Raw genomic sequence first — 12,000 nt, forward strand, 5'->3', positions numbered from 1 at the left:
CTTGTTTTATATTGCTTCCTCGATATTGTTCTGCCCCTGCTTCTTACCCTACCTATTGCATGTTGTCTTATCCATTTCTACCTCTACCCAATGAAAGTCCATTTAGCCAACCTGTCGGCGGTGCTGGCAGCCCAGCGTCAAGCGGCTCACGCCAACCCACCCCGTAAGCAATCTGCTACCCCGGCAGTTAAGACCACTCTCCAGTCCACGGGTTCTGCTCCGGCCAAAAAATAATGCGCAGCGCCCGCTCCAGTCAGGTAGGAGCGGGTGCTGCGCATTCCCGAGTGGGTAGCACCCGCTACCAGCGGCGGCTCTTCAGCAACTCTTCGTCCGAACGGTTCATTTCTACCAGAGCGTATTTTTTCTGGTCGGTGATGTTCATTTCGTCCAGGGCATCTACCAGGTGCTGGTATTTAGCACCGGCCTCCGTTTTGATGAGCACTATCGGCGCCGGGCTCTGCCGCTGACGACTGAGCAGCACCTGCCGCAAGCCGTTGGGGCTCAAGTCGGTTGTATAGAGCGTGGGCTTTGGCGCAGCGGGGTTCACAGCCGCTTCGTTTAAGCCAAAGAAGTAACGCACTTTCCCATTTTCGCCCAGGATAAGCGTAAGGGCCCGCTTTGCCGATACCGAAGCATCCGGCTCCTGGGGCTCCGGTTTCGTGGGCATGGCCACCTCCATCACCGTAGGTTTGGAGAAGGTAGTGGTGAGCATGAAGAAGGTCAGAAGCAGAAAGGCCAGATCCACCATGGGGGTCATGTCGAGGCGGAAGGCTTTCTTGGTGGCGCGGGGTTTACCCGAGCGAGGAGCGGAAGCAGCTTGAATTTCGGCCATAAAGTGGGTAAGGTTAGGTGAATACGGTTGTATTCGGGCAACGCTATACTGCTGTGCTATATTGCCTACTTAACAGAAGGCCGGCCTTTTCCTGCGCTGATACATGGCACTTCTTACTTCACCCCTCTACTGCATAGCCGCGCTTTATATGCAACGTTTTTGGTACTCTCTCGCCGCGGCATTGGTCGTCTGGCTTGTGTTATGGCTGTTGCTTGGTGGCGCCCCCTTTCTCTGGCAGTCTACCCTCGATATACAGATGCATAGCACTTACTTCGTCGTCGGCAGCTATATAGGGCAGCTTTCTACGTTTCTGTTCGTTCTGATTTTCGTTCTGCTGCTTGATGCTGTGCGTCGGCAGGCCGCCAAGAACTCAACGGTGGCGCTAGCTTGTGGGATGGGCAGCGCCCTGCTTCTCTTCTGGAGTCTAAAGCTGAGCACCGCTTATTCTGCTTCCTGGGCCACGCAAGATCTTCTTACGCCTCTTGCCTACCCGAACAGCTTAGCTAAGGGTATTTGGGCGGCGCAAGTGCTTCTGCTTACGGTAGTGAGTTGGGCCGGCGTCACGTTTTGGCGACTTCACTCAACCCGTTCCCACTAACTACTTCGCTTCCGGAAACCACCACACCTGCTCGGGCGTGATGCAAGCATGAAGGGGCACGTCGCCGGGCCACGCATCCTCAATGCGCAGCACCGGTGGTTCCAGGCTCAGGCCGATGCGCAGGGCTTCGGGCCGGCACTGCGCCAAAAACTGGTCGTAGAATCCTTTGCCGTAACCTACGCGGTGGCCCGCTTCGTCGAAGGCCAGCAGCGGAATCAGGAGGGCGTCGAGTTGAGGGGGTAGGACTTCGGCGGCTCCTACGGGCTCCGGAATGCCCCAGCGGTTATCGGCTAGGCGGGTTGCAGGCGTGAGGTGAAAGTGCCGCAGCGTGTGCCCATCGGGCTGCACCACGGGCACGGCCAGCTGCAAGGAGGGTAGGGCGTTCCAAAGCTGCCGAATCAGTGGCCACGTATCGGGCTCTTTCTGCCGCGCAATAGGCAGGAACAGATGCAGCCACCGCCACTCCCGCAACGGAAACGACTGGTGCAGCCACGGCCACAGCGCTTCGCTCCGGCGGGCCACTTCCTCTTCCGACAACGCCCGGCGGCGGGCCAGAGCTTCCCGCCGCAGTTCGGTTTTAATCATGGCCGGGGGTGGGCAGCTGACTGTCGAAACTGCCTCATCTCGGTGTCACTCCCTGACTCAATTCCAAAATAAGCCCAAGGGTAAGGCGGAAATCTATCCACTAGCTTATCCAGAACTGCATCACGTTCTTCCTTCTGCCCTACTACATGATAGAGGTAGGCCAGATTGTTATTGGCATAAATGGAAACCAGCGAATCATTAACTGGCAGCTTTGGCTGAGCCAGTATTTTTTGGATTACAGGTTCATGCTCATTGTACCAGCGTTTTGGCGCAGCCTTCTCTTCCTCGATGTCGCTGTACATTTCTATTAAGAACATCAGCCACAACGTGTACTGGATGTCTTGTTTTTCCACCGACCGGATATAAGCAACAAGTTCATCCTTATCACCTAACCATTTAGGTGATACTAGTTTAAACACATGATGGTAAGCCCAGAACTTAGTATCATCTAAGGCTATGCTCTGCTGAAAGGCTGCCAGGGCTTTATCAGGCTTGCTGAGGCCCATTTCCGCGCGCACCAATCGGGCACGGGCCTCGCAGCGGTAAGCCTCCTGCTGAAAGCTGCCACCAAGCTTCAGACGGGCAAGCTGCAGATAATGCAAGAAGCCCTCAACTTCTGATTTTGATAAGTCTTCCGCCCACTTTCCGGTCCGGGCCTGCCATGCTTGGTACAAATACCAGGCACCGGCTAGTAAGTGAGAGAACTCCGTATTGGCGGAACGTATGAACAATTGAATACTCTTGTTGTATCGGTCCGTTAAGCATATGCCATCTATCAAGCGAGACACCTCGTCGCTGGTCAAATGACGTGCAATGGCGTCTATCTGCTCCCATTGTTGCTTCTGAAGCAAGGACGCAATAGAAAGCCGCGCATTCAGCCCGAAGGATAAGTCACGTTCGTTGCTCTTGTTAGAAGAGAACAGCGAAGACAAGAAAGAAAGCATAAACTGATAATAAGCTGTAAGTGGCTTCAGAAGACCAGGTTATCTACTCCTCTTCCAGCACCGTGAACTCCAGGGCCAGCGGATCGAAGGCTTCCACCAGCTGCTGAATGAACTGAGGGTTGTTGATGAGGATGCTGAGCACGTTATCGGTGCGCTCCTGCAGGTGGCCGCCGGGCATGAGCTTGTCTTTGAGGGCTGTGAGCTGGCTATAGGCAGTTTCGTGCTTGGCTTCGGCCGCTTTGCTCAGGCGTTTTTCCAGGCCCTGCACAATGCCGGTTACCTTCTGCTGCTCAGCGGCAACGGTCTTCACCAGGGTAGGGTCGAGGCGCTGGGCCAGGTCGGAAACGGCCTGGAAGGCGGCGGCCAACTGCTGCTGCTGCTGCTGCAGGCTTACTTCTTCCTGGCCCAGGGTAGCGCCTACCTGCTTTTTCAGCTCCGGCAGCGGCCGGAAGATGTCCAGGGAAGTCAGGCCTAGCTTGCGCAGCTTGCCAGCGTTGGCCTTGCCCACGTACTGGGCCGAGTTGCGGGGTAGCAAAATCGGGAAGGGCACGCCGTTCTCCGCAAACACACCTTTCAGCTGAAACCAGTACGCCACTTCGGCCCCGCCGCCGATGTAGCAGAGGTTGGGCAGCAGAATTTCCTGGTACAGGGGCCGCAGCACCACGTTGGGGCTGAACTGCTCGGGGTGCTCCTGGGTCAGCTCCAGCAGCTCCTGCTGCGAGTGGCAGCGGCCCGTGTTGCGCACCGTAATCTGGGCGCAGTCCTGGGCGGCATCGTACTCCAGCCGCTCCCGCTTGCCGGCATCGGTGAGGAAGAACAGGTTGAGGGGGCGCGAATACACCTGGGGCTTGTAGCCGGCGGCTTCCAGCTGGGCGTTGGCCTCTTGCACCGCCCGGTTCGAGGCTTGCTCCCTGATTTCTTTTTCCAGCACCGGCACCAGCGCCTGCTTGAGGGTAGGCGCGTCGGCATCCAGGCTCACCAAACCCAGCTCCCCGAACAGGTCGTGGGTGAGGCGGCGGGTAGCGGCGGCCAGCGAGTCGGCCTGCTCGTAGGCCTCGCGGAACAGGGCGGGCACGTCGGCGGGCAGCTGGTCGAGCAGGGCTTCCTTCATCCCGTCGAGCTTCAGGCGGCCCACTGGCCCCCCGGTTTCGGCGGCGTTCCACTCGTACTTCTTCCCGAACAGGTTGAAGTGGTTGATTTCGGCGAAGTCGTGGTCTTCGGTGGCCATCCAGTATAGGGGCACGAAATCGTACTGCGGGTACTTTTCCTTGAGCTGCCGACTCAGCTTCACCGCCGATACAATCTTGTAGATGAAGTACAGCGGCCCGGTGAGCAGGTTCAACTGGTGGCCGGTGGTGATGGTGAAGGTCGTTTCCTTTTCCAGCAGGGCCAGGTTGGCCTGTACGGCGGGGTGCACCGTGGGCAGGGTAGCGTACTGCTCACGCAGGGCGGCTACCAGCCGCTGCCGGGCTTCGGGAGTATAGGCGGCGCGCTTTTCTTCTATCTGTTCGGCGAATGCCTCCAGGGTAGGAAAGCGGTGATAAAAGGAAGTCAGGGCTTCGTGCCGGGCCAGATAATCGGTCAGCAGAGAGGAAAACGCGCCGGTATCGGCGTAGCGTAGAGTCGTGACGGACATACGGTGAGAGAAATATTCGGCTATAACCGGCCAGCGCCCACAAAGTAACTGGCAATTTCCCGGACGAGTTGTTGCCAGCGTTTTCGCCTACCCCCTCAACGCTGTTTAAACTGCCCAAAAGCGTATTTCCAGCGAGATTCGGGTAGCATCGGAATTTAAATTCAAGGCTCCGCCGTGCAACAAGTAGGGCGAAAACAACAGCACCTGCTCCGGACCAGGGTTAGGTCGTACTAGCTCCAAAGGTTCGGCACTGTCCTTCAGGGCCGGCACGCTGTAGCTGGTACCGTTGTAGGTAGCTCCGCCCGCCGTGCGCTCGGTGCGGTCTTCGGGCCACCAGTGGCTGCCCGGCACCAAGGTCAGCGACGAATCCGAGGTGCTGCCCGCTACGGGAAAGTAGATATTGAGGCCGTCGCGCAGGCGGTCCAGCCACACGTCGCGGTGCAGGGGGTTGTTGTCGGTGCGGCCGGGGCGGGCCAGGCGCAGGTGAAACGCCCGCTGCCCATTGTGGGGGTTGTGCACACGCACGGCGCGGCCACACAGCTCGCTCACACGTTGCTCCAGCCGGGCCACCGGCACCGGCAGTTGTTCCAGCGGGTACTCCTTGGTTTGGTTGACGATGGCCAGATGCAGCGCCTGGTCGTCGCCGACGACTTGGTGGTACTGTTCTACGGGCCAGGTAGCGGCTACCTCCGCGCCGGCCGCGCGCAGGGCTACCCTTACTTTCTCCGCTAACCCTTCGCGCAGCCTAGCGTTTTCCGCCGCACTCAGAAAGCTGGCTACCGTGTAGCCCGCGGCGCTCCAGGGCTGCCCGGCCGTCAGGTCCTGGTCGGAAGCCAGCAGTACCCGCGCTTCCGCCGGCTGGCTCTCGCCTTCAATGTGGTACTCGACCGGCTGGTGCTGAATGCGGGCTTTCATGGACAGGGAATTACGTGCTGCAAAATACGATAGATCAGCCAGCGGGGTGGAAAAGACTGTTTTCGGGTAGTAGATCAATAAGCCACACAGTGTTTCCAATACAATAGTGTAGCTCCCTGTCATCCTGAGCGCAGCGAAGGACCTCTCGCGCTTCGTTAGAATAGTAATACAACGAAGCGCGAGAGGTCCTTCGCTGCGCTCAGGATGACACGTTTTTATTGATCATAAAAAACCCTACCCCGGCATACCAGGGTAGGGTTTCGAAAACGCACTTGTTCTGAAGCGTTAAATCAGCTTGCCGTAGAGGTCGAAGTCGGAGGCCTCGGTTACTTGCACCTGGGCGAAATCGCCGAGGCGCACGTAGGTGTCTTTGGTGGCGGGCACCAGCACTTCGTTGTCCACCTCGGGCGAGTCGTACTGGGTGCGCCCCACGAAGTAGCCGCTTTCCTTGCGGTCGAAGAGCACTGTGTAGGTCTGGCCCACGCGCTCCTCGTTCAGCTCCATCGAAATACCCTGCTGCAGCTCCATGATCTGGTCGGCGCGGTCCTGCTTTACTTCGGCGGGCACGTTGTCTTCCAGGGTGTAGGAATGGGTGTTGTCCTCGTGCGAATAGGTGAAGATACCCAGGCGGTCGAAGCGAGTGTCCTCCACGAAGCGGTACAGCTCCTCGAAGTCCTGCTGGGTTTCGCCGGGGTGGCCAGCAATCAGCGTCGTGCGCAGGGCAATATTGGGTACCCGCTGGCGGATGGTATCTACCAGCTCCACCGTGCGACGCTTACTAATGCCACGGCGCATGGTTTTCAGCATGTTATCCGAAATATGCTGCAGGGGCATATCCAGGTACTTGCAGATGTTTTCCCGCTCGTTCATGACGTCCAGGGCATCCATGGGGAACTGCGAGGGGTAGGCGTACTGCAAACGAATCCAGTCGATGCCGTTCACGTCGGAGAGGTGGCGCATCAGGTCAGCCAGCTTCCGCTCGCCGTAGTGCTGTAGGCCGTAGTAGGTCAGGTCCTGGGCAATCAGAATCAGCTCCTTGGTGCCCATGGAGGCCAGGCGCTTAGCTTCCTTCACGAGGTCTTCGATGGGGCGGTCCTGGTGTTTGCCGCGCATAAGCGGAATGGCGCAGAATGAGCAGGGGCGGTTGCAGCCCTCGGCAATTTTGAAGTAGGCGTAGTGGGCGGGGGTAGTCAGCAGCCGCTCGCCCACCAACTCGTGCTTGTAGTCGGCCTCCAGTTTTTTCATCAGCTGGGGCAGCTCTAGGGTGCCAAAGTAGGCATCCACCTGCGGAATTTCCTGCTCCAGGTCGTCCTTGTAGCGCTGGGAAAGGCAGCCCGTCACGTACAGCTTTTCCAGGCGGCCGGCTTCCTTCTCGTCGGCATAGCGCAGGATGGTGTCGATGCTTTCCTGCTTGGCGTTGTCAATAAAGCCGCAGGTGTTGATGATGACGATGTTGGCGTCGCTCGTGTCGGCTTCGTGGGTTACCTGGAAGTCGTTGGCGCGGAGCTGGCCCATCATCACCTCCGAATCGACGAGGTTTTTGGAGCAGCCCAGGGTAATGACGTTGACTTTATTGGCCTGTTGGCTTCTGACTTTCATGCTGGGGTAGTAAGCGGGCGGCCGGGCAATTTCTTAGCAGTGAGAAAGTTGTCCGCTTGCGGCCCGCGGCGAATTGAGGACCGCAAAGGTACGAACTCGGCAACGCCTTTTCCTACTCCGAATGTTCCATTTCCCGGATGTCTCCGCTTCCTACCTCACCTGCCTGGCTTAACCCGCTACAAGCCCCTACCCCCCGTCAGCAACTCATACACCGGCGGCGCAACCCGGCGCAGCAAAGCCCCTACCCCCACCGAAAAGGCAAACGTCGCTAAGGGCAAGAGTACGAATACCAACAGATGCTGCCCCGGCCAGAAGTACAGCGCCGCTTCCGTGGCGTAACTCAGCAGGGGCACGTGCAGCACATAAATGATGAAGGAAAAGCTGGCAATCCAGGTAAACCACCGTTGTCGCATAGCCACCCGCACCAGCCCATCGGCCCCGTACCACATCACCAGCATCCCCAGCAGCTCGGAGGCCCGGTGCAGCAACGACATCACGCTGAACGAAGGCCGCTCAAGGTGAAAGGCCAGCCAGGTTTTTACGGTCACAATCACCAGCCAGACCACTGCAAAAAGCCACCAGTTAAACCACCGGGGGGGCACCTGCACTTCTATATCGCGCCGGCGCAGCCACACTCCCAGCCCGAAAAAGCACAGGCCGGTTCCTTCTATCATGGGCAGCCCTAGGCCTAGCACCCACATGGCCCCGGTTACAGCAAAGTACACCAGCGGGGCCCGATCTACAGCCGCCCGCAGCCAGGGGTAGCCCAGGTTGTAAAAGAACAGGCTGCGGATAAACCACAATTGGAACGGTAGCGGAATCAGGAGCCACGCGGTCAGCAGCTGCCCCGGCGTATACTGGCTCACCAGCGAAACATCAGTGCCAAACGGGCTGAGTGCCGCACCTAAGACCAATTGCCGAGTGGCTGGAAACTGCTCCAGAGCCCAGGTAAATGCCAGTCCTAGTGCGCTCCACACAATGTACGGCACCAGCAAGGAACGCACCCGGCGCTTTACCCGCACGCCGTGGGGCTCCCTACCCTCGTGGTGGGCGAACAGGTAGCCGGATATGGCAAACAGGATGGGAATCCGGAACCGTAGCAACCCATTCGCCAGGAAATACTGCAGCCAGGTACCGCCAGCCAGCGGCTCATCTACTGGCGTCCAGGGTTGGAGGTAACGCGGGTGCAGGTTATAGGCGTGCACATACACCAGCAGCAACATGGCTATCAGCGACCAAAACCGGAGCTTCTGGCTCAGGAAAGCATCCAAACGCGCGGCTGGTGCTGGTTGGGCTGAGGTATCGGCCGCGGAGGCAGGTAGTGAAGCTAGCATGGGCAGCACAGATAAGAAAAAAGATGCTGAATACTGCCGATGCCCTCATGCTCTGTAAAGTCGCAAAAAGCCCGGCCCGCCGAAACTACACTATTTCGACAAGCCGGGCTTGCAATATTATTAGAACTACTTGTTATTTCTTAAACAAAGAGTTCACAAATGTATGTCGATCGAAGAGCTGTAGGTCGGTCATTTTCTCGCCTACTCCAATGTACCGAACCGGCACCTGGAGCTGGTCGCTGATACCGATAACTACGCCCCCCTTCGCGGTGCCGTCGAGCTTGGTAATGGCCAGGGCTGATACTTCCGTGGCCTTCGTGAACTCTTTGGCCTGCAAGAATGCATTCTGGCCAGTGCTACCATCCAGTACGAGCAGAACCTCGTGGGGGGCATCCGGAATAACCTTCTGCATCACGCGCTTGATTTTGCTAAGCTCGTTCATCAGGTTCACCTTGTTGTGCAGGCGGCCCGCCGTGTCAATAATCACCACATCCGCCTGCATTTCCACCCCTTTCTTTACTGCGTCGTAGGCCACGGAGGCGGGGTCGGTGTTCATGCCGTGCGAAATCACCGGCACGCCTACCCGCTCCCCCCAGATGATGAGTTGGTCTACGGCCGCCGCCCGGAAGGTATCGGCCGCGCCCAGCACTACCTTCTTGCCGGCCGAGTGAAAGCGGTGGGCCAGCTTACCAATAGTTGTGGTTTTGCCTACCCCGTTCACCCCTACTACCATAATCACAAAGGGCTGACCGGTATTGTCGGGGCGGTCGAGGATGGCGCGGGAGCCGGTAGCGCCACTGTTGCGGTCCAGCAGGTCAGCAATTTCTTCCCGAAGAATACGGTCCAGCTCCGAGGTGCTCACGTATTTGTCACGGGCCACCCGCTTCTCGATGCGGTCAATCACCTTGACGGTGGTGTCAATCCCTACATCAGCGTGCACCAGCAGCGTTTCTAAGTCGTCGAGCACGGCCTCGTCCACGGTGCTTTTACCCACCACGGCCTTGCTGAGCTGGTCAAAGAAGCTGGTTTTAGTTTTTTGCAGGCCTTGGTCAAGTGCCTGCTGCTGCTCCTTGCTTTCCTTATCCTTCTTGAAAAAATCGAAAAGTCCCATGGGGTCAGGATGTAGCGCGAAGCTCCAGCTTCGCGCATCGTTGCTGAGGTTGAGCTACTTGGCTGATGCAAAGTTGCTCAACAGGGCACGAAGCTGGAGCTGCGTGCTATAACGCAAAAAAGTCCCACGGTGGCGGGACTTCTTCACTTGTATTCAGGATGCCACAAAGGCCAGGAATTACTTAACGCCGGTGGCGATATAGTCCTGCACTTTGTCAACGGGCACCATTTCCTCCTTGAAGGTGTAAGCGCCGGTTTTTTCCGATTTCACCGCGCGAATGACTTTAGCCCAGTCCTTGCCGGTGGCGGTTTTCAGGGTTGCTACTACTTTCTTAGCCATTGCTCAGGTTACTTGATTTCCTTGTGAACGGTCATCTTCTTGAGCACGGGGTTGAACTTCTTCAGCTCGATGCGCTCAGGAGTGTTCTTACGGTTCTTGGTGGTGATGTAGCGCGAGGTGCCCGGCTGCCCCGAGTTCTTATGCTCAGTGCATTCAAGGATTACCTGCACCCGGTTGCCTTTTTTAGCCATCTCGACGGGGTTTTGGGATTAAGGACTGCAAAGGTACGAGGGTTTTCGATAATGTCAAATAGAATATGGCTAATTAGTTCGCTGATAGTTGGTTGTTGGGTACTGATTGCGGATGATTGGTTATGAGGGCTGGTAGTGGTGAATGGCCACCCACGGAAGCCGCTTCACCGGTTACCAACTATCCCGCTTCCTTACTTCAGCTCTGGCAGTCTGAAATCGTCGAGGGCGCTGGGGCGGGCCATCAGGCTTTCTACCTCCGCCACGGTGCGCGGGGCTTCCCGCGACAGGTTTTCGTAGCCCTGCTGGGTAACCAGGATGTCATCCTCAATGCGCACCCCAATGTTCCACCACTTTTTGTCGCAGGGGCTGCCTTCCGGAATATAAATGCCGGGCTCCACGGTAATTACGGTACCGGGCCGGAGCGGGCCGTAGGTGCCGGGGTCGTGCACATCCAGGCCCAGGTAGTGGCTGGTGCCGTGAGGGAAGTAGGTACGTACTTCCTCGGGCTTTTGAATGATACCCAACTTTAGCAGCCCATCCGTAATCACCTTTTGCGCGGCTTTGTGCGGGGCCTGAAACTCGTTGCCAGGTTTGCAGGCCGCGAAGCCCGCTTCCTGTGCCGCCAGCACCAGCTCGTATATCTGACGCTGGGCCGGGCTAAACTTGCCGGAAGGTGGAATGGTACGGGTCACGTCGGCAGAGTAGCCGTGGTACTCCGCCCCGCAGTCCATCAGCAGCAGGTCATTCCTGACTTGGAGCTTGTCGTTTTCGGTGTAGTGCAGAATGCAGGCGTTGTTGCCCGCTCCTACAATACTGGGGTAGCCCTCGAACTCGGCCCCGTATTTCTTATATACATACTCGTGCAGGCCCTGCAGTTCCATTTCGCCCATCTCCGGCCGAGTAGCCTTCATAACCTCCTGCTGGCCCACGGCACTGATGCGCACGGCCCGTCGCAACAAGGCTATTTCCTCAGGTGTCTTTACTTCGCGCAGCTGGGCCAGCGCTGTTTCCAAGGCCTGCGTATTGTAACGACTGACGGGTTTGTTGGCTACAGCTTTTTGCCGGTCGGCCTCCGTTTTGGCGGCCAGGTACGCCTGCACGTAAGCATCCTGCGCAATAGCGGGCTGGGTTTGACTGATTCGCTGGAGATAAGGCTGCAGGCGCTCGGCACCGGAAACACCGCGCTGTTGAATAAGCTGGTGTACTTCAATAACGGCGGGATTGAAATCGGTCGGGATGCCGGCCTGCTGCCGGAAGGTGGCCACTAGGTTGTATAAGTCGGCGGCGTCCTCGGGGTTGTCGCGCACGTCAGTGAGGAGGGCCGTGAAGGTTATCTGCCCGAAATCCGCCCACTTGATGCCGGCTGCTGCAAACTCTTTATTATCGGCAACAAACTGCACTTTAAGCTGCTGCTTCGCGCCTTCGGCCCCGAGGCGACGGCCGGTCCACTGCTCAGCCTGGGCATTACGAGGCTGCACAAACAGGGCCTCGGTAACGCCGCTCTGCCCTTTGATGGTTTGGGGCTCTTTAAACAGTACCAGCACTGCCTCCGGCTCAGTGTAGCCCGTGAGATAGTAAAAATCGGGGTTCTGGTGATACACGAAATCTACATCGTTGGCCCGGTTACGGACGGGGGCGGCGAAAAGCACGGCTACTGAGCCGGCCGGTAGCGCCTGACGCAGCAGATCCCGCCGCTGCTTATGGAATTCCGTCGGCAGCAAGTCGGTGGGGCGGCCAGGGCCGGCGGCGCGCTGGGCCTGAGCGGCCGGAGCGGTGAGCAGCAAACTAGCCAGGAGCATCAGCGCACAGGCCTTCGGAAGCAGGGGTAGGGAATACGGCATGGTGCAAAGAAAGACTACCCCAGCCACTTAACGTTGCAGTACCGGTTGTGTAACAGCTCTAGCGTCCGAAAAAAG

The 12,000-nt window shown here is 57.9% G+C and carries 13 protein-coding genes; 2 read left to right on the forward strand and 11 right to left on the reverse strand.

Going from position 1 to position 12,000, the window contains the following annotated elements; translation table 11 throughout:
• The first annotated feature begins 90 nt into the window (after positions 1-90).
• A complete protein-coding gene (locus K3G63_RS14115) occupies positions 91-234 on the forward strand; it encodes a hypothetical protein (protein WP_220614732.1) in 144 nt (47 codons plus the stop codon).
• Positions 235-298: 64 nt separating this feature from the next.
• Here K3G63_RS14115 and K3G63_RS14120 read toward each other — a convergent pair whose 3' ends face one another.
• Positions 299-832, reverse strand: a complete 534-nt coding sequence (locus tag K3G63_RS14120) for a biopolymer transporter ExbD (protein WP_220614733.1) — start codon at positions 830-832, stop codon at positions 299-301.
• Between the two features lie 103 nt (positions 833-935).
• Between K3G63_RS14120 and K3G63_RS14125 the strand changes: the two genes are divergently transcribed.
• A complete protein-coding gene (locus K3G63_RS14125; RefSeq protein WP_220614734.1) occupies positions 936-1,430 on the forward strand; it encodes a hypothetical protein in 495 nt (164 codons plus the stop codon).
• Here K3G63_RS14125 and K3G63_RS14130 read toward each other — a convergent pair whose 3' ends face one another.
• From K3G63_RS14130 to K3G63_RS14180, 10 genes are all read right to left on the reverse strand, one after another.
• Positions 1,431-2,015 (reverse strand): 5-formyltetrahydrofolate cyclo-ligase, encoded by a 585-nt coding sequence (locus K3G63_RS14130; protein ID WP_220614735.1) that lies wholly within the window; start codon positions 2,013-2,015, stop codon positions 1,431-1,433. It abuts the gene before it with no gap.
• Positions 2,012-2,947 carry a hypothetical protein gene (locus K3G63_RS14135; RefSeq protein ID WP_220614736.1) on the reverse strand — a complete coding sequence of 312 codons (936 nt, stop codon included), beginning with the start codon at positions 2,945-2,947 and terminating at the stop codon, positions 2,012-2,014. Before K3G63_RS14135 ends, K3G63_RS14130 begins: the two co-directional genes overlap by 4 nt.
• Positions 2,948-3,002: 55 nt before the next feature.
• Entirely contained in the window at positions 3,003-4,595 is a 1,593-nt protein-coding gene (gene bshC / locus K3G63_RS14140) for a bacillithiol biosynthesis cysteine-adding enzyme BshC (RefSeq protein ID WP_220614737.1), read from the reverse strand.
• A 105-nt stretch (positions 4,596-4,700) separates the two neighbouring features.
• A complete protein-coding gene (locus K3G63_RS14150; protein WP_220614738.1) occupies positions 4,701-5,510 on the reverse strand; it encodes a phytanoyl-CoA dioxygenase family protein in 810 nt (269 codons plus the stop codon).
• Between the two features lie 285 nt (positions 5,511-5,795).
• Positions 5,796-7,109, reverse strand: a complete 1,314-nt coding sequence (rimO, locus tag K3G63_RS14155) for a 30S ribosomal protein S12 methylthiotransferase RimO (protein ID WP_220614739.1) — start codon at positions 7,107-7,109, stop codon at positions 5,796-5,798.
• Between the two features lie 176 nt (positions 7,110-7,285).
• On the reverse strand, positions 7,286-8,443 hold the full coding sequence (locus K3G63_RS14160) for an acyltransferase (RefSeq protein WP_220614740.1): 1,158 nt from the start codon (positions 8,441-8,443) through the stop codon (positions 7,286-7,288).
• A 133-nt stretch (positions 8,444-8,576) separates the two neighbouring features.
• Positions 8,577-9,554: a signal recognition particle-docking protein FtsY gene (gene ftsY, locus K3G63_RS14165; RefSeq protein ID WP_220614741.1), complete on the reverse strand. Its 978-nt coding sequence runs from the start codon at positions 9,552-9,554 to the stop codon at positions 8,577-8,579.
• 177 nt (positions 9,555-9,731) lie between these two features.
• A complete protein-coding gene (locus tag K3G63_RS14170; RefSeq protein WP_110976337.1) occupies positions 9,732-9,893 on the reverse strand; it encodes a DUF4295 domain-containing protein in 162 nt (53 codons plus the stop codon).
• 8 nt (positions 9,894-9,901) lie between these two features.
• Entirely contained in the window at positions 9,902-10,084 is a 183-nt protein-coding gene (gene rpmG / locus K3G63_RS14175; protein WP_045689232.1) for a 50S ribosomal protein L33, read from the reverse strand.
• A 191-nt stretch (positions 10,085-10,275) separates the two neighbouring features.
• Positions 10,276-11,925, reverse strand: a complete 1,650-nt coding sequence (locus K3G63_RS14180; RefSeq protein WP_220614742.1) for an aminopeptidase P family protein — start codon at positions 11,923-11,925, stop codon at positions 10,276-10,278.
• Positions 11,926-12,000 lie beyond the last annotated feature (75 nt).

The sequence above is a fragment of the Hymenobacter sp. HSC-4F20 genome (genome assembly GCF_019599275.1).
Classification (GTDB): domain Bacteria; phylum Bacteroidota; class Bacteroidia; order Cytophagales; family Hymenobacteraceae; genus Hymenobacter.

Excerpts from the sequence above, each read along its gene's own strand:
- K3G63_RS14115 (WP_220614732.1), top strand. The coding sequence starts at position 91 with ATGAAAGTCCATTTAGCCAACCTGTCGGCGGTGCTGGCAGCCCAGCGT.
- K3G63_RS14120 (WP_220614733.1), bottom strand. The coding sequence starts at position 832 with ATGGCCGAAATTCAAGCTGCTTCCGCTCCTCGCTCGGGTAAACCCCGC.
- K3G63_RS14125 (WP_220614734.1), top strand. The coding sequence starts at position 936 with ATGGCACTTCTTACTTCACCCCTCTACTGCATAGCCGCGCTTTATATG.
- K3G63_RS14130 (WP_220614735.1), bottom strand. The coding sequence starts at position 2,015 with ATGATTAAAACCGAACTGCGGCGGGAAGCTCTGGCCCGCCGCCGGGCG.
- bshC (WP_220614737.1), bottom strand. The coding sequence starts at position 4,595 with ATGTCCGTCACGACTCTACGCTACGCCGATACCGGCGCGTTTTCCTCT.
- K3G63_RS14150 (WP_220614738.1), bottom strand. The coding sequence starts at position 5,510 with ATGAAAGCCCGCATTCAGCACCAGCCGGTCGAGTACCACATTGAAGGC.
- rimO (WP_220614739.1), bottom strand. The coding sequence starts at position 7,109 with ATGAAAGTCAGAAGCCAACAGGCCAATAAAGTCAACGTCATTACCCTG.
- K3G63_RS14160 (WP_220614740.1), bottom strand. The coding sequence starts at position 8,443 with ATGCTAGCTTCACTACCTGCCTCCGCGGCCGATACCTCAGCCCAACCA.
- ftsY (WP_220614741.1), bottom strand. The coding sequence starts at position 9,554 with ATGGGACTTTTCGATTTTTTCAAGAAGGATAAGGAAAGCAAGGAGCAG.
- K3G63_RS14170 (WP_110976337.1), bottom strand. The coding sequence starts at position 9,893 with ATGGCTAAGAAAGTAGTAGCAACCCTGAAAACCGCCACCGGCAAGGAC.
- rpmG (WP_045689232.1), bottom strand. The coding sequence starts at position 10,084 with ATGGCTAAAAAAGGCAACCGGGTGCAGGTAATCCTTGAATGCACTGAG.
- K3G63_RS14180 (WP_220614742.1), bottom strand. The coding sequence starts at position 11,925 with ATGCCGTATTCCCTACCCCTGCTTCCGAAGGCCTGTGCGCTGATGCTC.